Genomic DNA, 19,290 nt, shown 5'->3' with positions numbered 1-19,290 from the left:
ATGTCAGTTTCTACACGCATAGCAGCGCATCTGCCTTATCTCCGCAGGTTTGCGCGTGCTGTCTGCGGTTCACAATCTACCGGTGACGCCTATGTTGCCGCAAGCCTTGAAGCGCTCATCGCCGATGTCAGCATTTTTCCGCAGACCAGCAGTGATCGCGTCTCGCTGTACCAATTGTTCGTTTCGATCTTTAGTTCCGTCACGATCAACATCAAGACGGATGAAAACCTGACAGGCTGGGAAAAGCGGGCATCAGCCAATCTTTCCGCCGTCCCGGCTGTGCCGCGTCAGGCATTCCTTCTGACCACGGTCGAAGAATTCTCCCTCGCTGAAGTTGCCGAAATTTTGCGCGTTCCTGAATCGCAGGTCAGCAAGCTAATCGATGAAGCGGCATCCGAAATCGCCCGCCAGGTCGCGACCGATATTATGATCATCGAGGACGAGCCTCTGATCGCGATGGATATCGAGCAGATGGTGACCGACCTGGGTCACAACGTTACCGGTATTGCCCGCACCCATAAGGAAGCACTGGAACTGTTCCACCGCACGCAGCCCAAGATGATCCTTGCGGATATCCAGCTTGCCGATGGTAGCTCCGGTCTAGAAGCCATGAAGGAAATCCTTCAGATGACGACCCTTCCGGTCATTTTCATCACGGCATTCCCAGAGCGTCTTCTGACCGGTGAACGTCCTGAGCCGACCTTCCTCGTGACCAAGCCGTTCAACCCGGACATGGTCAAGGCGCTTATCAGCCAGGCGCTGTTCTTCAATGAAAGTTCACGTGTCGCTGCATAAACAACAGTGAACTTTGAGAGACTTTGGAACTCGGGTTGGTAGCCGGCGTTGAGGTCTGCATGTTGTTCCGGACATCGCGACCTTAACCGCCGTTCCCCGTTAGGAGACCATATTGCATCGGCTGGCGTGGCATAATGCTGGGAGAGACGAGGGCGACCTGCACGATTCACTCGTGCTCGCCCTTCTCGACTCTGACGAGACGGTCATGCTCCAAGACCGTGATAAGGAATATATCTTCATCGCGAATCTGCCCGACGTGTGGAGCCTCCCTGGTGAAACAGGCGAGGACCCAACCGACCTCTCGATGTTCGGCCCTGACCTTTCGGCAAGACTGTCCGACCTGAAGAAAGACCTGACATCCGCAGGCAGTCGTGGAATGCTTGAAGTCAGTGCAGGCAAGGATCGGACCTTCCAATTCCACGTCTATTCAACCGTCAACATGTCCGGGCAGCGCGTGCTCAAGACGACCATCAGAGAAATCTCCGTCGAAAGACGACGTGAGCAACTGTTGCGCTCGCTGTTGCGTGAAGTCAGCCACCGCTCGAAAAATCTTCTCGCCATCATTCAAAGCTTGTCGGCCCAGACGGCCCGCTTCAGCTTCACCAAGGAAGATTTTCTGCGGAAGTTTCGCGGCAGGCTACACGCGCTGGCACAGTCGCAGGATTTGATTACGGATTCGGACTGGCGCGGCGCCGAAATTTTCGATCTGTTGAAACAGCAAGCCGATATGTATCTGCCGGAATATCCGCACCTGATACAGATGAAGGGGGACAACCTTCTTCTCAATCCCAATGGCGCTCTTTACGTGGGTCTCGCCTTTCATGAACTGGTGGTAAACACGGTCAGCCATGGTGGAAATCTGTCTCGCCATCTGCCGTTGACGCTCGATTGTCGCAAGGACGGCGAGTTCTTCGAGGTTCGCTGGACGGAACCGCTCGGTGGCAGTGGCGCATCGCTGTCCTCAGCCGAAGACAAGCGCAGCCACTTCGGCAGCGTCGTTCTGGAAAAGGTCGTGCCAGCAGCGCTTGGCGGCGAAGCCACCTACTCGGTATCATCAGACAACATCGATTATTTCCTGAGATTTCCAGCGCCCCTTCCAACCTGATCCCCCATTCCCGATCTCAGCGATATCGCACCAACCCGCAGTCATGCGAGTGAGGGCGATGCAGTCTGGAATTTTTCGGACGATGAGCATGAGACAAAAAAGCACGGCTCCGTAGAGCCGTGCTATTTATGGCAGGTTTTCAGGGGCAAAACCTGCATGCGCCAAGCCTCAGGCGGGGACGGGGAGAGGCTTGGCTTGCCATAAAAACGCGACTCCACGCCGTTGGTTCCAACAATTTGAAAATTAATCGAGCGCGGTCGCATTTTTTTGAGAAATGAAATTATGGGCTGGCGCCACCAGCGTCCACCGGAAACCTGTTTGCGCATAGTCCGTTGTGATCGTTGCTGAAAAGGCGCCTTCGGCGTGACGTTTGGTGATCGTCGTACCAAAACCATTTCGGGTGGGAGGCGTAGCAGGCGGCCCTCCGACCTCATTCCAGTCGATTGTCAGCAAGTCTTGGCCCGCATCGGCGTCGCGTTTCCACGACAATTCCACCTTGGCGGAGGGAACGGAAAGCGCTCCATATTTGATGGAGTTGGTGGCCAGTTCGTGGACGATGAGCCCGAGATTTTGTGCGGCCTCCGGCGACAGCATGAAATCGTCGCCGGTCAATTTGACCTGATCGGCGACGCTGCCGAAAACGTCGAGATGTGTCTCAATCAGCTTGCGCATCGGCAGTCCCTGCCACTGCACATCTGACAGTGCACTGATCGACATGCCCAGACCGCGAAGCCGGTGATCGACTTCCTTCTGGAACTCCTCGACGGTGGTGTTTTCGCGCGCAAGCTGGCGCATCATGGCCTGAACCAGCGTCAGCATGTTCTTCGTACGGTGGACGAGTTCATGCAAAATCAGATGTGTGCGGTCTTCGGCCTGACTGCGGTCGAAGGATGCGTTGGACAGCGCAATCGCTACCTGATTGGCCTCGGTGATCTTGGTGTCGATGGGCGCGACGATTTCGCCTTCGCCGATCCGCCGTGCCATGTCCACCAACTGGCGGATCGAGCCGCGAAGCTGCCTGCCAACCAGATAGGCACCGGCAATGGCGATGATGAGAAGGGCGAAACTGCCGATCATCATCTTGCGCCACGTGCTGGCCAGAGCCGACTGGCTGTTGTCGGCCGGGCCCCAGATCACGGCCTTCCATGACCAGCCGGGCAGTTGCGAATAGGCATATATGATACCGTTTTCATCCTCGAAGCTGCCGCTGAACGCCTGCATCTGCTGCGTTGCCGCGGTGTGAGCAAAGGGTGTCCCGGCTGCAATGGTCTGGGGCGTGCTGGAGGCCACCACATTGCGGTCGCCGTCCAGAATGGCAATTGCCCAGTCCGATGGCAGGCCATCCGTTGAGATCAGCCCCATCAGATCGCGCGCGTTCTGGGTCATGATCAAGGCATCGCCCGCAGCCGATAGCGCAGGCGGCAGGGGGCGCATAACGTTGAAAACCCATTCCTTGCTGGTGTTGCCGTAAAAGATGTTGGATACCGTGACCCTTCCAGCAGCCAGTGCCTCCGGCAACCGAATTTGGGGTGGCACGGCGCCCAGCGGGTGGTCTAAGGACACGCGGCTGTTGAGACGCTGTTTTCCGTCCGACGTCGCGATGATGACGTAAAGGCCCTGTTTTTGAAGGCTCTCACTCACACGGTTGTGAAAAGCCGCGAGGTTACCATTTTCGAGTTCTGGGAACTGGGAGAGCAGATTGAGAGAGGTCGCCATCTCCTGCAAACGGCGATCGACATTGCGGCTGATGGCGCGCGCATCTTCGACCGCTTCCCGTTGCAGGTCGCCGCGCTCGTCCGCTTCCAGCTTCAACATCAGATAACCGACGAAAATAATCAACGGAAGTGTAATAACCGTTGTCATTACAACGAGATACACTCTTATCGGCGCGATTGGGAAAAATCCCGCCAGCCGCTGTCTCAATCTGAAAATGATATTGTTCTGCATTGTTTCGCGCGTTTTTGACGGCGTTCCAATCACCGTGGCTGACAGCAGAATGGCCCAAGCCATCATGCTGCGCAATCCCAGAATATGCCTGAATATCCATCAATTTTAGCTGTTGAAACAGCACTTACATGCCTAAAAAAATGGCGGAACCATTTCCAGCCCCCCGCCGTTTGCAAATCAACAGGCTCACACAGAAACGGTTCAACCGTCCCGAGCAGGTTAATTCGACATAACAAGGAAGGTACGAAATGAACAAGACACTCACCACGATCGTCACAGCCGCTCTCTTGGGTTCCACAACGTTCGCACCCATTGCTATGGCACAAGGTACAACGCAGCCCGCACCGGCAGCACCCGGCGCAACCGCCCCGGCAACGCCAGCAACACCAGGTGCGGCAACGACCACGACGACACCGGCAGCCGGTGGTGCATATCTAACCGAACAGGGCAGCACCCAGATCAGCGCCAACGATTATATTGGCAGCGCGGTCTACACTTCGACCGATGAAAGCATCGGCAGCGTGACCAACCTCATTCTCGAGGAAAATGGCGGCATCGTCGCTGCTGTGGTCGGCGTCGGCGGCTTCCTCGGCATCGGTGCCAAGGATGTAGCTGTCCCCATGGACAAGCTCACGGTGACCCGCGACACGCAGAGCGGCACGATCCGTCTCACAACCACCGAGACTGCAGATAGCCTGAAGGCCGCGCCGGAGTTCGTCACGATGAAGGACAAGGCAAGCGGTAGCACGGCAACGCCTGCTGCACCTGCCGCCGATGGCACCACGACCACGGCACCAAAGCCATAATCTCTTCCTGGGAGAGAGGCGCTACAGGCATGATGCCGTAGCGGAAACACCGGTCCATTTCGACCGGTGTTTTTTTATGGCTGGAAATCCTGGGCGTTACGAATGATCCACCACATCAGGCGAAGGTGCCGACAGGTGGGTGCGCGACAGCGGATAGACGATCTTGCCGTCCTCTTCACCACGAGGATAGGCGCCTTCGCGGTGCCGCCTCTCGGCTTCCTTGTATCCCGCCGGACTTATGCCGATGTAACGCTTGAACATGCGCGAGAAGTAATAGGCATCGCTGTAGCCAGATTGCTCTGCAGCGTATTTGACATGGCATCCGCTGGCCAAAAGGCCCATAGCCCGTTCCATGCGTTTGAATTCCTGAAATTTGACGGGCGTCCAGCCTATCTGACGCTTGAACTCGCGTTTGAAATAATCGGGATTATAGGGTGCTGCGGCAATGACCTGCTCTGCCACCGTCGGGCTGACAGGATCGACCGCGATCTGGTTGGCGGCCACCATGATCGCCAGAGACAGCGCATCTGGATTGCTGACATTGCCGACCGATTGCTCTCGCCATTCCACGAAGGCTTCATTGGTAAACTCCATCAACAGAACCATCAGCAGGTGATGCTGCATCAGGGTGGTGGATGATGGCGGTGCGAGGTCGTGATAGCGCTGGACCATGGGCTCGAGGATGTCCCAATGGGGCAAGGTCACGCTTTTTCGCAGATGTATCTGCGAAATGAAGTTCAGCCGCCCGAACAGATCGAGGGTGAAATGCTGAGCGATCCCGGTGTAGAGTTCTGCTGAGGTGGAACGCCCGACGAAGCGGGTGTTGGCGGGAATCAGCATCGCCGTCCCAGGCTCCATCATGATGGTTTCGCCGCCAATCTCATAGGCTGCACTTCCCGTCAGGCAGATCAGAAAATCATGGACGCTGTTGGTCTTGTCGATGCTCCATGTCGGCGCGTGCAGCATCTTGATCGTCGAGCGCGTCAGCGTCAGTGCAAGCGCGTTGACCGGTATCTCGGCAAAAACGTTACCTTCAATTTTGTCCATCTCTTTTCCCGAAAATGTCGATTTCCATCATGCCACTGAAGAAGTCATATTATCTCTTGAGCCTGAAAAAGAATAGGCTGGTGAGGAAACGGGAGGATTTGGGGTTTTCGGCGGATTTGCCTTAGAGGTGAGGCATTCGATCCGAACTCTTCAATTAGCAACGATGCAGAATAAAGAACATCCATTTCAGCGTGATGAGTTCGTCATCGCGGCACTTTCGCTCGGCCTTCTGGGGCTGCTTCGATCCGAAATATCGCTGGTGGCAACGCCGTGGAATGACGGAGTGCGTGCATGAGCGGCGATAATCGTTTTCTCGGGCTCTTCTATCTATCGCCCTATATCATCGGGCTTTTGATCTTCACCACGCTGCCGTTTCTGGCGTCGCTCTATCTCAGTTTTACCAACTACAATCTGCTGGACCAGCCGACATTCACCGGCCTTGCCAACTACATCAAGCTCTTCACCAACGACCGCACATTCCGCAAGTCGCTGTGGGTGACGCTGATCTATGTGTTCACCACGGTTCCGCTGAAGCTTGTTTTCGCGCTCTTCATCGCGGTCATTTTGAACTACAAGCTGAAGGCCATCAATTTCTTCCGCACCGCCTATTATGTGCCATCCATTCTGGGTGGCTCCATCGCCGTTGCGGTTTTGTGGCGCTACATCTTTGCCGATACGGGCCTCGTCAATATGGGCCTTGCCCTGCTGGGCTTCGAAGGCGTCAACTGGTTCGGCGATCCGACCAATGCGCTCTTCACCATCACGCTGCTGCGCATCTGGCAGTTCGGTTCGGCCATGGTCATCTTCCTTGCCGCATTGCAGAGCGTCGATAATTCGCTCTACGAGGCTGCCTCCATCGATGGCGCTGGTAAATGGAAAACCTTCGTCCACATCACGCTGCCGCTCATCACGCCCGTCATCTTCTTCAATCTCATCATGCAGATGGTTCAGGCATTTCAGGAGTTTAACGGCCCCTACATCATCACGCAGGGTGGCCCGCTGAAATCAACCTATCTGCTGCCTCTCTATATTTACGATGAAGCGTTCAAGCGGTTCGACATGGGCTACGCCTCGGCCATCGCATGGGTTCTGTTCGTCATCATCATGGTTCTCACCGTCGTTGCCTTCTGGTCCTCGCGCCACTGGGTTTACTACGCTGGCGATAAAAGGAGCTGATCATGGTCGATCACGCTGTTTCCAACATCGACGCCGCCGCAATGGATGCCGAACAATCCCGTAACCGGGAGCGGGTTCGCGCCCGCATCAGTGCCGCCATCCGTTATTTCCTGCTGGCCGCCGTCGGTCTGCTGATGCTCTATCCGCTGATCTGGCTGATCGGGGCATCCTTCAAGACCAATTCCGAGATTTTCAACAATCCCGGTTTCTGGCCGGAAAATCCTACACTGGACGGCTACATCAAGGGGTGGAAGACATCGACGCCCTACACATTCGGAACGTTTTTCCTCAACACGCTATGGATCGTCCTGCCGAAGATGATCGGCACGGCCATCTCCTGCACGGCGGTTGCCTATGGCTTTGCGCGTTTCGAATTTCCGGGCAAGAAAATCCTGTTCGCCTCGCTGATCGCGACGCTTCTCCTGCCCAATGTCGTCACACGCATTCCACAATATCTGCTGTTTCGCGACCTCGGCTGGCTGGATACGTATCTGCCCCTCTGGGTTCCCTCGGCCTTTGCCGGTGATGCCTTCTTCGTCTTCATGCTCGTGCAGTTCCTGCGCGCCATCCCGCGTGACATGGAAGAGGCAGCCCGCGTCGATGGTGCCTCCACCATGCAGACGCTGTTCTTCATCGTCGTGCCGCTTTTGACGCCCGCGCTGATTTCTGTCTGCCTGTTTCAGTTCATGTGGACGATGAACGACTTTCTGGGACCGCTGATCTACCTGTCGTCCATCGAGAAATACCCGGTGTCACTGGCCCTGAAACTGTCGATCGACACCACGGAAGCCTTCGACTGGAACCGCATTCTCGCCATGTCGGTGCTCGCTATCACGCCCGCTCTCGTCGTGTTCTTCGTGGCGCAGAAATATTTCATCGACGGCATCTCCGCTGGCGGCATCAAAGGATAATCGAAATGGCACGTCTTCAACTCCGCAATCTCGAAAAAGACTATGCGTCCTTCCGCGCGGTGCACGGCATCAATCTCGATATCGAGGATGGTGAGTTCATGGTGCTGGTCGGACCCTCCGGCTGCGCCAAGTCCACAACGCTTCGCATGATCGCCGGGCTGGAGCGCATCACCGGCGGTGAAATCCGCATCGGTGGCGAGCTGGTCAACGATAAGCCACCGGGCGAGCGCGGCATCTCCATGGTGTTTCAGAATTACGCGCTCTATCCGCATATGAAGGTGCGCAAGAACCTCTCCTTCAGCATGCGCCTCAAGCGCCGCTCCAAACAGGATATCGAGGCGGCGACGCAGGATGTGTCCGAGACGCTGGAAATCCAGGCGCTGCTCGACCGCCTGCCCAAGCAGCTTTCCGGCGGACAGGCCCAGCGTGTGGCCGTCGGTCGCGCGCTGATCAAGAAGCCGCAGGTCTTCCTGTTCGACGAACCGCTGTCCAACCTTGATGCGAAGCTGCGCGCGTCCATGCGTGTGCGCATCACCGATTTGCACAAACGGCTGAAGGCTGAGGGACAACAGGCGACGGTCGTTTATGTCACCCATGACCAGACCGAAGCCATGACCATGGGCGACCGCATCTGCGTTATGAAGGAAGGTCACATCATGCAGGTGGCGGACCCCGTCACGCTTTATACCAGACCGGCCAACGCCTTCGTTGCGGGCTTTATCGGCAGCCCGGAAATGAACCTCATCGATGCGACGCTGGAAAGCGACGGCGCTATTAACATTGCCAGGCAGAAGGTGCAGCTCGGGCCAGAACTGACCGGCCGTCTGAAGGCGGATGCGCCGAAGGACATCATTCTTGGTGTCCGCCCGCAGCATTTCAGCCTTGCCACGCCAGACACGCCAAATGCCCTTTCGGGCACGATCAGCCATGTCGAGTTCATGGGACACGAGGTCTATCTACACATTCAGGCAGGCTCCAACCGCGTCATCGCTGTGGTTCCGGCGCAGGCCTACGACCGCAAGGCATTGCGTGACGAGCAGGTCTGGCTGACGGCGGATGCGGCGTCTGCCCATGTGTTCAGTCGCCAGTCGGGTGAAAATATCAGTCTGGCGTGAGCCACCACAATTTACGTTGAATTCTTGGGAGGAAAGACAATGAAACGTACAATCATAACTGCAATTCTTTTGGCTGCGACCAGCCTTGGCAGTGCGTCTGCGGCCAATCTGCGCATGTCGTGGTGGGGAAGCGACGACCGGCATCTGGCCACGCAGGAAGCGCTCAAGGTCTGCGGCGCCAAGTTTGGCCATACGATTTCGCCGGAATTCACCGGCTGGCAGGGCCATCAGGAAAAGATCGCCACGCAGCTTGCCGGTCGCACCGAACCGGACATCATGCAGACCAACTGGCCATGGTTGCCATTGTTTTCCAAGAACGGCGATGGTTTTGCCGACCTCAACCAGTTCAAGGATGTCATCGATCTGACCCAATGGTCGGATGCCGATCTGCAAAGCGCGACCGTCAAAGGCAAGTTGAATGGCATTCCGGTGTCCACGACCGGTCGCATCTTCATGTACAACAAGACGGTCTACGAAAAGGCTGGCATCGCGATCCCGAAGACATGGGACGAGCTTTTTGCCGCTGCTCCCGTTTTGAAAGCCAAGCTGGGCAATGATTATTACCCCTTCGAAGCCGCTCCTTCCGAAGGCAACGGCCTCAATGCCCGTATCGTGGTGATCCTGCGTGCCACGCAGATGACCGGCAAGACCTTCATCGATCCTGAGACAAACAAGGTGGCATGGTCGGAAGCGGAACTGGCGGAAGCGCTGAGTTTCTACCAGTCGATGGTGGACAAGGGCGTCATCGAGTCCTGGAAGAACTCGTCTGCCGGTGGCAACCGCCCGCTGTTTGAAAATCCGAAATGGGCCAATGGCCGTTACGCCAGCACCTATCAGTGGGACACCACCTACGGCAAGATCGCAGCGCCACTGGAAAAGGGTCTGGAACTCGTGCCGGCGCATTCTCCAAAATCCGAAGGCGGTAAGTCCGAAGGCATCTATCGCAAGCCATCCATGTTGTTTTCGATCTCGAAGAACAGCAAGGAACCGAAGGCGGCGGCACAGGTCATCAATTGTCTGCTGAACGATCCAGAAGCGGTGGCCATTCTGGGCGCGACGCGTGGCATTCCCTCCAGCAAGATCGCCATCAAAACGCTGACGGATGCGGGCAAGATCAAGCCTGTGCAGGCTGAATCCTACAAGGTCGTGGTGGAATCAGAGGGGCCGAAGGTCTCGCCGCTGATCGAGCATCCGCGTGTCACCGATGCTTTCGATACCAATCTGGAAGCCTTTGCCTATGGCCAGCAATCTGCCGAGGATACCGCTGCCGAAATCATCGCTTCCATCGATGAAGCCCTGGCCGGGATCTAAGGAAACTCCCATGACCCATGCCGCTATCCAGCTCATCACCGCCTCGTCGCGCACGGCAACATTCAGCGTTCATGCCGAAAGGCATTTCCACGCTTTGTCCCAGCCGCTCGACTGGCGCGTGGCGGGCAGGGATGGCGGCGTGGTCGTGACCGGCCAGACGTTATCGGTCGTTTTCACCGTGTCCGGCCTTGCGCCGGATACGGGTTACGACCTTGTTATCGATGATGGCGTGCTTGCCTTCACAACATCTGTGGAAAGCGCGCTCATCGATATCAGAGACCACGGCGCGTCTTGCGACCTCGCTGACAATGCAGACGCCATCGCCCGTGCCATCGCTGCTTTGCCTGAAAATGGCACTCTCAGAATTCCAGCCGGTATCTGGAAAACCGGGCCGCTTTATCTCAGAAGCCACATGACGCTTCTGTTGGAAAAAGATGCGCAGCTGTGGGCTCTGTCCGACTGGAGCGATCTTGCGATCTTTCCAGCGCGGCACGATGACGGGCGCGTCTTCGGCACCTGGGAGGGCGTGGCGGAACCGATTTTTGCAAGCGTGATCAATGCCATCGATTGTGAAGGTCTGACCATCACAGGCGCAGGCGTGGTCGATGGGGGCGGCGACCGGGGCGACTGGTGGACATGGCCCAAGGACAGCAGACGCGGTGCACGCCGTCCGCGCACGCTGTTCCTGTCGGGTTGCCGTGATCTGACGTTGAGTGGTTTTACGGTGCGCAATTCCCCCTCGTGGACGGTGCATCCGGTGTTGTGCGACCACGTTCTTGCCGCCGACCTCAGCATCGAAAACGAACCGGACTCACCCAACACGGATGGCTTCAACCCGGAGTGCTGCCGCGATGTTCGCCTCGTCGGCCTGTCCATTTCGGTGGGGGATGACTGCATTGCCATCAAGGCTGGCAAGAAGCATCCGCTGGGTGGCCCTGACCGTAGGACGGAGCGGATAGACATCGTCAATTGCCTGATGCAGCGCGGCCATGGCGCCGTCGTCATGGGCAGCGAGATGAGCGCCGGTGTTTCCGATGTCACCATCAGCCGGTGCCATTTCATCGGCACGGATCGCGGTTTGCGCATCAAGACGCGGCGCGGGCGTGGCGGAGAGGTCACCGATATCAGCCTTCTCGATTGCCGGATGGAGAATGTTGCGACGCCCGTGGCCGTCAATTCCTTCTACTTTTGCGATGCCGATGGCCGCTCCGATTTCGTCCAGTCGCGCCTGCCTTTGCCCGTGACTGCGGAAACACCGCACCTTTCGGGCTTCATGCTGCGCAATGTCGAGGTATCAGGCGCCGGCACTGCCGCTGCGGTGTTTTACGGCCTGCCGGAATCCCCCATTCGCGAGGTAATGATTGAGAATTACCGCGTTACCTTCGATCCCGCTGCCGAGCCGCAGGTGGCTGAAATGGCGAGCGATCTGCCTGCGCTCAGGCATGCCGGTATCATCGCCGAAAACACGCAGTTCACAACCCTGTCGGGACTTCATCCCGCTTCCATCGATCCAACCGAGAATGACAAAGCCCATGCTGACCAGTTACTTTGACGATTACAGCAGCGATTACGAGTACTACAAAGGCGGATCGTGGTGCTACGAGGACGGATGTCTCTATCGCGGCCTGATCACGCTGTACGAAGCGACGGGTGAGCAGCGCTGGCTGGATCATCTGCTGCGGCTCGTCGGTGGTCAGGTGGATGCGCAGAACAGGCTTGCAGGCTACCGCGTCGATGAGTTCAACATCGACAATGTGCTGGCTGGTCGGGCCCTGCTCTACCTGCACCGGCTGACGGGAGAAGCGAAATGGCTGGAGGCTGCCAAGCCGCTGGCAGAGCAGCTCCACTTCCACCCGCGCACGCAGGCCGGGCCCTATTGGCACAAATTGCGCTATCCGCATCAGGTCTGGCTGGACGGGCTCTATATGGCGCTGCCGTTCAAGCTGGAATATGCTGATACGACTGGTCAGGTCGATCTGCAACAGGACGCCATCAAGCAGTTCCTGACCGCGCTCGATCTGACCTATGAGGAAACATCCTCGCTCTATCGCCACGGCTATGACGAATCGCGGTTGCAAGGCTGGGCGGATCCGGTGAGTGGTCTTTCTCCGGCCCATTGGGGTCGCGCCATCGGTTGGCTTGCCATGGCCTTCGTCGATATCGTCGAGACCCTGCCGCAGGGCGCGGAGCGGACGGAGATCGAACAACGCGCGGGGCGACTGGCTGCAAAAATACGGTCGCTGCAAACAGCCGATGGCCGTTGGCTGCAGGTGGTGGATGTGCCCGATGTCGAAGGCAACTACGCTGAAAGTTCTGCGACCGCCATGTTCGCCTACTTTTTTCTCAAAGGCGCGCGGCTGGGAATTTCCGGCTTGTCTGCCGAGACGGGCCAACGCGCATTGGATGGTCTCATCGACAATGAAATGACGCGAGATGCCTGTGGTCGCGTGAGGCTGGGCCACATTTGCTGCGTTGCCGGTCTCGGTGGCTTCGAAGGCGTCTATCGTGATGGGACGGTCGGTTACTACCTGTCGGAAACCCTTCGTGACGACGATATCAAAGGCGTGGCTCCCCTGATGATGGCCTATGCGGAAACTCGTCGGTCGGCGCGCGACCAAGAGGTGGTGAAGGCGGCGGAGTGATCCGCCGCCTCTTGTCGGCTCTACATGCTTTCGTTTCTGGAGGAGTGCCAGCGCCACGCCGAGCGGATGATGTCTTCCAGCGTGTATTGCGGCTCCCAACCCAGCACTTCGCGGGCCTTGTCGTTGTTGGCGACCAGCGTCGTGGAATCACCTTCGCGGCGATCCGCATATTCCACGGGGAAAGGACGGCCTGACACTTCCGAAATCGTGTCGAGCAGTTCCTTGACGGTCGTGCCAGTGCCGGTGCCGAGGTTCAGCTCCACCGTTTCGCCACCCGCCAGGAGGTAGTCCACGGCGCGCACATGGGCATCGGCCAGATCGAGAATGTGGATATAGTCGCGCACGCAGGTGCCGTCGCGCGTGTCATAGTCCGTGCCGAACACCTTGAAGCCTTCACGACGACCAAGAGCTGCTTCGATGGCCAGCGGAATGGCGTGGGTTTCAGGCTTGTGCCACTCGCCGATGCGACCTTCGAAATCGGCGCCTGCGGCGTTGAAGTAGCGCAGCATGACCGACTTCAAGTCCTTATAGGTGCTGTAGTCTTTCAACGCCTGCTCGACCACCCATTTGGTGCGGCCATAGGGGTTGATCGGTGCTTGGCGGTGGGTTTCGTCCAGTGGCACGCGTTCCGGTAGGCCGTAGGTCGCGCAGGTCGAGGAGAAGACGAAAGCCTTCACGCCTGCATCCATCGTGGCGGATAGCAGCGTCAGCGCGCCGGTCACGTTATTATCGTAGAATGCAACGGGGTTTTTGACGGATTCGCCGACTTCGATCAGCGCTGCGAAGTGTAGCACGGCCTCCGGCTTGTGCTTGGCGAAAACCTCGTCGAGGCGAGCGCGGTCCCTGATGTCACCCTGCTCGAAAGGTCCCCAGCGGACGAATTCTTCATGGCCATTGGAAAGGTTGTCGAGAACGACAGGCTCATATCCACGTTCCGCCAGCAGCAGGCAGGTGTGAGAACCGATATATCCGGCTCCGCCGACGACAAGGACTTTCTTCCGCATCCAGCAATCTCTCCATTTAAAGATGTGTCGGGAGACTGCGTAACATTTTGTCGACAGAAGGGCAGAGGAAATTATCGTGGATGAAAAAAGAAAGCCGCCTCGTTTAAGAGGCGGCTCTCAGATGGCATTATTTCTTTTTTCTCAGCGACGTCCGGGTCGCGATGAAGCCAATGGCCATCGCGGTCAGAAGCGAGGTAAACGGTCGTTTTCCAATCGCGCCGCCAATCATCGCCTGTGCGGCAATGGGTGCAGCCGCGAGGGGCAGAACCGGGCGCGTTGCATAGACCCGTGGCCTGCGCATGATCGCCAGGGTGATGAGCATGATAACGCCCAACAGGAACGAAACGCCCGCAATGACCAGCGCCGCCGGACCGGCACCCAGTTCCTTCGCAAGATAGATCGAACCGCCGATCAGTGCCGCGATGAAGGCAATTGCGAAGAACACGCCAGCCAAGCTCCAGAGCAGGAGCTTGGTCTTGATGCGGCGTGTGACGAGTTGACCCTCTCGCTGGGTGTCTGCGATGTAGAGCAGCAGCGCTTGAATCATGGTGCTGCCTTAGCGCCGTGTGACGATAGCGATCAGGAAACCGGCGGCTGCCGCGATGCCCAATGCCTGAAGCGGGTTCTTCTGAACCTGATAGGAAAGGTTATCGTTGAGCGACTGGATTTCGTGACGAACCTTGTCGACGGTTTCTTCACCGGCAGCAATGGCTTCGTCGGCAACGTGCGATGCGCGTGCCTTCACTTCCGAGGAAACGCCAGCGCCAAGCGCTTTCACGCTGCCTGCAAGGTTGGCAAGATCTTCACGCAACTGAGCCAGCTGTGCGGATACTTCCGCTGCATCGCCACTGTCCACGACCTTACGTACTTCGTCTTCCACGTTGCGAACCGTCGCCATGATATTTCCTTTTCTGAGGTGGTTTTCAAAATTGCGGTTGGTGAAGAAGCTGGGAAACTAGTCTGAGGTGTCCAAGACGCTGAACAGTGTTCGGCTTATTCTGAGATACCCCTTTTTGCCCGGTCCCCTTGTCGCCTCGGTTGCTCCCGCTTCGAGCCTTTGACGGCTCACGCGTAGTTCCAAAACGCCTTCATTAGAGTTTGGTTCCGCAGCTTTGCCGCCTGGTTGGGGAAAAAACGACTCTCTTGCTGAATCTGGGCTGCGGGTTTGTTTTCCTGTCACAAGCATCCTATAAGGCCCGTCACAAGACGTGTGAACTTCCCTTCCATTACAGAACGACGTGACCGAACGATGCTGCAAACGCCCTATTATCTGATCGACAAGACGAAGCTCCTGCGCAACATGGAGAAAATTGCCTATGTGCGCGAAAAATCCGGTGCCAAGGCGCTTCTGGCATTGAAGTGCTTTGCCACGTGGTCGGTGTTCGATTTCATGTCGCAATACATGGATGGCACGACGTCGTCGTCGCTCTACGAAGTGCGCCTCGGTCGCGAAAAATTCGGCGGCGAAACCCATGCCTACAGCGTGGCCTATGCCGATTACGAGATCAACGAGGTCATCTCAAACGCGGACAAGATCATCTTCAACTCTATCGGCCAGCTTGAGCGCTTCGCGGACAAGGCGTCTGATATCACCCGTGGTCTTCGCCTCAATCCGCAGGTCAGTTCATCCACCTTCGATCTGGCCGATCCGGCACGCCCGTTCAGCCGTCTGGGCGAGTGGGATGTGGCCAAGGTCGAGAAGGTGATGGATCGCATCTCCGGCTTCATGATCCACAACAACTGCGAAAACGGCGATTTCGAACTTTTCGACCGCATGCTGGGGCAGATCGAAGAGCGCTTCGGCACGCTCCTGTCGCGGGCGGAATGGGTCAGCCTTGGCGGCGGCATCCACTTTACCGGTGACAATTACCCTGTCGATCGCTTCTGCGATCGTCTTAAGGAATTCTCTGAAAAATACGGCGTTCAGGTCTATCTGGAGCCCGGTGAAGCCTCGATCACCAAGAGCACGACCTTGGAGACGACCGTTCTCGACACGCTGTTCAACGGCAAGAATCTTGCCATCGTCGACAGCTCGATCGAAGCGCATTTGCTCGATCTTTTGATCTACCGCGAAACGGCCAAGGTCTCTCCCAACGAGGGCGACCACGCTTACATGGTCTGTGGTAAGTCCTGCCTGGCGGGTGACGTGTTCGGCGAGTTTCGCTTCGAGAACGAACTGAAGGTGGGCGACCGCGTGTCCTTCCAGGACACTGCCGGTTACACCATGGTCAAGAAAAACTGGTTCAACGGCGTGAAAATGCCGACAATCGCCATTAAGGAACTGGACGGCACTGTCCGCGCCGTCCGCGAATTCGACTTTGCGGATTTCCAGCAAAGCCTGTCGTAAAGCACGACCGAAACAAAGGGGTGGGGGCAGAACGTCTGCTTCCTTCCATCAACCAAACTCATCCCTGCGGGGAAAAGGAGGCATCACCTGAAATGAAGAAGAACGTTCTCATCATCGGCGCCGGTGGCGTGGCACAGGTCGTGGCGCATAAGTGCGCCCAGAACAGCGATGTATTGGGAGACATTCATATTGCGTCGCGAACTTTGGAAAAGTGCCGCAAGATTGTCGAGTCCGTACGCGAAAAGAAGAGCCTCAAGACAGACGTAAAGCTTGAAGCCCATGCGCTTGACGCGATGGATATCGAGGCGACGAAGGCCTTGATCGTGAAAACCGGCGTGCAGATCGTCATCAATGTCGGTTCTGCCTTCGTCAACATGTCCGTTCTTCGTGCCTGCATGGACACAGGCGTTGCCTATATGGATACGGCGATCCATGAGGATCCGACCAAGATTTGCGAAAATCCGCCCTGGTACGGAAACTACGAGTGGCAGCGCGCCGCCGAGTGCAAGGAAAAGGGCGTCACCGCCATTCTCGGCGTCGGCTTTGATCCGGGCGTGGTCAACGCCTATGCGCGCTTGGCCAAGGATGAGTATTTCGACAAGGTCACCTCGGTCGATATCGTCGATATCAATGCCGGTAGCCATGGTCGCTGGTTCTCGACCAATTTCGACCCTGAGATCAATTTCCGCGAATTTACCGGCGTCGTCTATTCCTGGCAGAACAACCAGTGGCAGACGAACCAGATGTTCGAAGTCGGTCAGGAATTCGACCTGCCGGTCGTCGGCAAGCAGAAGGCCTATATGACAGGACACGACGAAGTGCATTCGCTGTCCAAGAACATGGACGGTGCCGATGTGCGTTTCTGGATGGGCTTTGGTGACCACTACATCAACGTCTTCACCGTGCTGAAGAACCTCGGACTTCTCTCCGAAAAGCCGGTTAAGACGGCAGAAGGTCTGGAAGTCGTTCCGCTGAAGGTCGTCAAGGCCGTGCTGCCCGATCCATCATCGCTGGCTCCCGATTACGTCGGCAAGACCTGCATCGGCGATGTCGTCAAGGGCATCAAGGACGGCAAGGAAACCGAGGTCTTCATCTACAACGTGGCGGACCACAAGGACGCGTACAATGAAGTCGGCTCACAGGGCATTTCCTACACCGCAGGCGTTCCGCCGGTTGCCGCCGCCATGCTGATTGCGACGGGCGAGTGGGATGTGAAGCAGATGGCCAATGTGGAAGAACTTCCACCACAGCCGTTCCTGAATATCCTGAACCGCATCGGTCTTCCAAGCCGCATCAAGGATGAGAACGGCGACCGCGCTTTGACGTTCTGATCGTCTGTATAAAGACTGGAAAAGCCCCGCTTGTCGGGGCTTTTTACTACGTTCAGTTTGAGTGATCAGTCGCCGACGCCTGGGGAGGATGCTTACGTCGTTGCGCTTTTGCGCGCGCGTGCCTTTGGTTTGGCTTTTTCGTCGAGACTTGCGACCTTCACTTCGGATTTCTTCCGGTGCGCCGGTTTCGTGGCCTTGGAATTTTCCAGCAATGCATATTCGTTCTTTGCCTGTTCCCAGTGATCCGCATCGCGTCCGTGCGGATGGCCTTCGCTCTCCCAAAGGGTATAGGCTCTCTTGCTAATCCAGTCTTGTGGTGAAACCTGCATGTCATTCTCCCGTTACTACGTCATCGCCCGCTAGGGTTGCGTCTGTATGGTCCCGGCTGGAACGCTGGACAGGATCGGCGCCGGTATTCTGCCAAACTATTACATGCCAATATTAGCTCTTGCGTCAAGTTAAATTGCTGCACTGCAAGAACGCTATGGTTGTCATTTGCGACGTATAATCAACGATAAATCGGGCATCCTGTTTCGCTGCGACGCGATAAATGTTGCGTGATCTCGTAGAGAGCCTCACATTGGCGTCAGTTAAGTGTTGGGAGGCATGATGCGGGACGATCTGGCGACGGATGAAATTATTCTGGAGAAACGCGGCAGCGTCGGACTGATCCGCCTGAACCGGCCCAAGGCGATCAACAGTCTCAACGAAGCCATGGTCTCAGGCATGAAAGCCGGGCTCGATCTCTTCCTGCGCGATTCGGACATCGTCTGTGTCATCCTGTGTGGCGAAGGACCGCGCGGCCTTTGCGCCGGTGGCGATGTGCGGCTGATCTTCGAGGCCCGCGCGGCAAACGAAGTGGACCGCACCCGCTTCTGGCGCGACGAGTTTCCGCTGAACGAAGCCATCTCGCGCTATTCAAAACCTTTTGTCGCTTTCATGGATGGTATCGTCATGGGTGGCGGCGTCGGCATATCGGCGCATGGACGCTACCGCATCGTCACGGAACGAACCCGCCTTGCCATGCCGGAAACGGCTATCGGCTATTTCCCCGATGTCGGCGCCACATGGCTGCTTCCCAAGGCTCCGGGTGAAACGGGAACATGGCTGGGACTGACGGGGCGGGAAATCGGCGCGGCGGACGCCATCTTTGCCGGTCTTGCCGACTATCACATCACCTCGGACCGACTACCGGACCTGATAGAAGCCCTGTCGGGCGTGGCCTTCTCAGCCGATGTCGGCGGTGTCATTGAAAGCATGTCCAGCAGGCCCGCAACGGCTGGATTTCTGGCTGCCGAGAGACAGCGCATCGATGCCGCCTTTCACTTCGACACGGTGCAGGAAATCTTGGACGCGCTGTCGCGCGACAGCAGAGCCTTTGCTCAGGAAACGCTTGCAACTCTAAATACACGTTCTCCCACAAGCCTGATCCTGACACTTCGGCTTTTGAGGCAGGGGAGGGAGAGTGCCAGCCTGATGACGTGTCTGGAGCGGGAGTTTGCCGCAGGCTGCGAGGTGCTGAGAAATCATGACTTCTACGAGGGCGTGCGCGCAGCGCTCATCGACAAGGACCGGAACCCGAAGTGGGAACCGGCAACGCTTTCGGACGTCGAAGCCGCATCTCTTGAGCGATATTTCCAGCCTGTCGAGCCGAAGCTGTTTGCCGATCGCAAAGACTGACGCCTGACCGCGCGCAACATATCTCCACCATATCGCCCATGGGTAGCAAAAAAATCTCGCAATGCACGGTGAT

The 19,290-nt window shown here is 57.2% G+C and carries 19 protein-coding genes; 13 read left to right on the top strand and 6 right to left on the bottom strand.

Annotated elements, in window-relative coordinates; all coding sequences use genetic code 11:
* Positions 1-795 carry a response regulator gene (locus HRR99_RS13020; RefSeq protein ID WP_111837442.1) on the top strand — a complete coding sequence of 265 codons (795 nt, stop codon included), beginning with the start codon at positions 1-3 and terminating at the stop codon, positions 793-795.
* A gap of 112 nt (positions 796-907) precedes the next feature.
* Positions 908-1,900, top strand: coding sequence for a sensor histidine kinase (locus tag HRR99_RS13015; protein ID WP_111837443.1), 993 nt, complete (start codon positions 908-910; stop codon positions 1,898-1,900).
* Between the two features lie 243 nt (positions 1,901-2,143).
* On the opposite strand, the gene HRR99_RS13010 is transcribed toward HRR99_RS13015, so the two are convergent.
* Positions 2,144-3,847 (bottom strand): sensor histidine kinase, encoded by a 1,704-nt coding sequence (locus HRR99_RS13010; RefSeq protein ID WP_233123498.1) that lies wholly within the window; start codon positions 3,845-3,847, stop codon positions 2,144-2,146.
* Between the two features lie 248 nt (positions 3,848-4,095).
* On the opposite strand from HRR99_RS13010, the gene HRR99_RS13005 reads away from it, so the two are divergent.
* Entirely contained in the window at positions 4,096-4,653 is a 558-nt protein-coding gene (locus HRR99_RS13005; RefSeq protein ID WP_111837444.1) for a PRC-barrel domain-containing protein, read from the top strand.
* Positions 4,654-4,749: 96 nt separating this feature from the next.
* Here the strand turns inward: HRR99_RS13005 and HRR99_RS13000 are convergent, their stop codons facing one another.
* Complete coding sequence (locus tag HRR99_RS13000; protein WP_233122027.1) at positions 4,750-5,700, bottom strand: helix-turn-helix domain-containing protein; 951 nt, start codon at positions 5,698-5,700, stop codon at positions 4,750-4,752.
* A gap of 163 nt (positions 5,701-5,863) precedes the next feature.
* On the opposite strand from HRR99_RS13000, the gene HRR99_RS23190 reads away from it, so the two are divergent.
* Genes HRR99_RS23190 through HRR99_RS12970 form a run of 7 tightly spaced genes read left to right on the top strand, consistent with a single transcriptional unit; the run spans position 5,864 to position 12,855 of the window.
* A complete protein-coding gene (locus tag HRR99_RS23190; RefSeq protein ID WP_277877890.1) occupies positions 5,864-5,995 on the top strand; it encodes a hypothetical protein in 132 nt (43 codons plus the stop codon).
* Positions 5,992-6,876, top strand: a complete 885-nt coding sequence (locus HRR99_RS12995; RefSeq protein WP_111837447.1) for a carbohydrate ABC transporter permease — start codon at positions 5,992-5,994, stop codon at positions 6,874-6,876. The genes HRR99_RS23190 and HRR99_RS12995 overlap by 4 nt, the downstream gene beginning before the upstream one ends.
* A gap of 2 nt (positions 6,877-6,878) precedes the next feature.
* A complete protein-coding gene (locus HRR99_RS12990) occupies positions 6,879-7,787 on the top strand; it encodes a carbohydrate ABC transporter permease (RefSeq protein WP_233122026.1) in 909 nt (302 codons plus the stop codon).
* A gap of 5 nt (positions 7,788-7,792) precedes the next feature.
* Positions 7,793-8,902 (top strand): ABC transporter ATP-binding protein, encoded by a 1,110-nt coding sequence (locus HRR99_RS12985; RefSeq protein WP_233122025.1) that lies wholly within the window; start codon positions 7,793-7,795, stop codon positions 8,900-8,902.
* A 39-nt stretch (positions 8,903-8,941) separates the two neighbouring features.
* Positions 8,942-10,213, top strand: coding sequence for an ABC transporter substrate-binding protein (locus tag HRR99_RS12980; RefSeq protein ID WP_233122024.1), 1,272 nt, complete (start codon positions 8,942-8,944; stop codon positions 10,211-10,213).
* A 10-nt stretch (positions 10,214-10,223) separates the two neighbouring features.
* Complete coding sequence (gene pglA, locus HRR99_RS12975) at positions 10,224-11,765, top strand: polygalacturonase PglA (protein ID WP_233122023.1); 1,542 nt, start codon at positions 10,224-10,226, stop codon at positions 11,763-11,765.
* Positions 11,746-12,855: a glycoside hydrolase family 88/105 protein gene (locus HRR99_RS12970; RefSeq protein WP_233122022.1), complete on the top strand. Its 1,110-nt coding sequence runs from the start codon at positions 11,746-11,748 to the stop codon at positions 12,853-12,855. Before pglA ends, HRR99_RS12970 begins: the two co-directional genes overlap by 20 nt.
* A 20-nt stretch (positions 12,856-12,875) precedes the next feature.
* Here the strand turns inward: HRR99_RS12970 and galE are convergent, their stop codons facing one another.
* The 3 genes from galE to HRR99_RS12955 form a co-directional block, all read right to left on the bottom strand.
* The gene (gene galE, locus HRR99_RS12965) at positions 12,876-13,859 is read right to left on the bottom strand and encodes a UDP-glucose 4-epimerase GalE (protein WP_112501026.1); all 984 of its coding nucleotides are present in this window, start codon (positions 13,857-13,859) and stop codon (positions 12,876-12,878) included.
* A gap of 127 nt (positions 13,860-13,986) precedes the next feature.
* Positions 13,987-14,406, bottom strand: coding sequence for a hypothetical protein (locus HRR99_RS12960; RefSeq protein ID WP_111837454.1), 420 nt, complete (start codon positions 14,404-14,406; stop codon positions 13,987-13,989).
* Positions 14,407-14,415: 9 nt separating this feature from the next.
* Entirely contained in the window at positions 14,416-14,757 is a 342-nt protein-coding gene (locus tag HRR99_RS12955) for an ElaB/YgaM/YqjD family protein (RefSeq protein WP_111838384.1), read from the bottom strand.
* Positions 14,758-15,108: 351 nt separating this feature from the next.
* On the opposite strand from HRR99_RS12955, the gene nspC reads away from it, so the two are divergent.
* Positions 15,109-16,206 (top strand): carboxynorspermidine decarboxylase, encoded by a 1,098-nt coding sequence (nspC, locus tag HRR99_RS12950; RefSeq protein WP_233122021.1) that lies wholly within the window; start codon positions 15,109-15,111, stop codon positions 16,204-16,206.
* A 92-nt stretch (positions 16,207-16,298) separates the two neighbouring features.
* Positions 16,299-17,537, top strand: a complete 1,239-nt coding sequence (locus HRR99_RS12945) for a saccharopine dehydrogenase family protein (RefSeq protein WP_112501023.1) — start codon at positions 16,299-16,301, stop codon at positions 17,535-17,537.
* A 92-nt stretch (positions 17,538-17,629) separates the two neighbouring features.
* On the opposite strand, the gene HRR99_RS12940 is transcribed toward HRR99_RS12945, so the two are convergent.
* Entirely contained in the window at positions 17,630-17,866 is a 237-nt protein-coding gene (locus HRR99_RS12940; RefSeq protein ID WP_111837456.1) for a DUF2934 domain-containing protein, read from the bottom strand.
* Positions 17,867-18,146: 280 nt separating this feature from the next.
* Here HRR99_RS12940 and HRR99_RS12935 point away from each other — a divergent pair, with 280 nt between their 5' ends.
* Positions 18,147-19,217, top strand: a complete 1,071-nt coding sequence (locus HRR99_RS12935; protein ID WP_233122020.1) for an enoyl-CoA hydratase/isomerase family protein — start codon at positions 18,147-18,149, stop codon at positions 19,215-19,217.
* Positions 19,218-19,290 lie beyond the last annotated feature (73 nt).

The sequence above is a fragment of the Agrobacterium vaccinii genome (genome assembly GCF_021310995.1).
Lineage (GTDB): Bacteria > Pseudomonadota > Alphaproteobacteria > Rhizobiales > Rhizobiaceae > Agrobacterium > Agrobacterium vaccinii.
This window is presented reverse-complemented; position numbering and strand designations above follow the sequence as displayed.

Excerpts from the sequence above, each read along its gene's own strand:
- HRR99_RS13010 (WP_233123498.1), bottom strand. The coding sequence starts at position 3,847 with ATGCAGAACAATATCATTTTCAGATTGAGACAGCGGCTGGCGGGATTT.
- pglA (WP_233122023.1), top strand. The coding sequence starts at position 10,224 with ATGACCCATGCCGCTATCCAGCTCATCACCGCCTCGTCGCGCACGGCA.
- HRR99_RS12985 (WP_233122025.1), top strand. The coding sequence starts at position 7,793 with ATGGCACGTCTTCAACTCCGCAATCTCGAAAAAGACTATGCGTCCTTC.
- HRR99_RS12960 (WP_111837454.1), bottom strand. The coding sequence starts at position 14,406 with ATGATTCAAGCGCTGCTGCTCTACATCGCAGACACCCAGCGAGAGGGT.
- nspC (WP_233122021.1), top strand. The coding sequence starts at position 15,109 with ATGCTGCAAACGCCCTATTATCTGATCGACAAGACGAAGCTCCTGCGC.
- HRR99_RS12990 (WP_233122026.1), top strand. The coding sequence starts at position 6,879 with ATGGTCGATCACGCTGTTTCCAACATCGACGCCGCCGCAATGGATGCC.
- HRR99_RS12945 (WP_112501023.1), top strand. The coding sequence starts at position 16,299 with ATGAAGAAGAACGTTCTCATCATCGGCGCCGGTGGCGTGGCACAGGTC.
- HRR99_RS13000 (WP_233122027.1), bottom strand. The coding sequence starts at position 5,700 with ATGGACAAAATTGAAGGTAACGTTTTTGCCGAGATACCGGTCAACGCG.
- HRR99_RS23190 (WP_277877890.1), top strand. The coding sequence starts at position 5,864 with ATGCAGAATAAAGAACATCCATTTCAGCGTGATGAGTTCGTCATCGCG.
- HRR99_RS12935 (WP_233122020.1), top strand. The coding sequence starts at position 18,147 with ATGCGGGACGATCTGGCGACGGATGAAATTATTCTGGAGAAACGCGGC.
- HRR99_RS13020 (WP_111837442.1), top strand. The coding sequence starts at position 1 with ATGTCAGTTTCTACACGCATAGCAGCGCATCTGCCTTATCTCCGCAGG.
- HRR99_RS12995 (WP_111837447.1), top strand. The coding sequence starts at position 5,992 with ATGAGCGGCGATAATCGTTTTCTCGGGCTCTTCTATCTATCGCCCTAT.
- galE (WP_112501026.1), bottom strand. The coding sequence starts at position 13,859 with ATGCGGAAGAAAGTCCTTGTCGTCGGCGGAGCCGGATATATCGGTTCT.
- HRR99_RS12940 (WP_111837456.1), bottom strand. The coding sequence starts at position 17,866 with ATGCAGGTTTCACCACAAGACTGGATTAGCAAGAGAGCCTATACCCTT.
- HRR99_RS13005 (WP_111837444.1), top strand. The coding sequence starts at position 4,096 with ATGAACAAGACACTCACCACGATCGTCACAGCCGCTCTCTTGGGTTCC.
- HRR99_RS12970 (WP_233122022.1), top strand. The coding sequence starts at position 11,746 with ATGCTGACCAGTTACTTTGACGATTACAGCAGCGATTACGAGTACTAC.
- HRR99_RS12980 (WP_233122024.1), top strand. The coding sequence starts at position 8,942 with ATGAAACGTACAATCATAACTGCAATTCTTTTGGCTGCGACCAGCCTT.
- HRR99_RS12955 (WP_111838384.1), bottom strand. The coding sequence starts at position 14,757 with ATGGCGACGGTTCGCAACGTGGAAGACGAAGTACGTAAGGTCGTGGAC.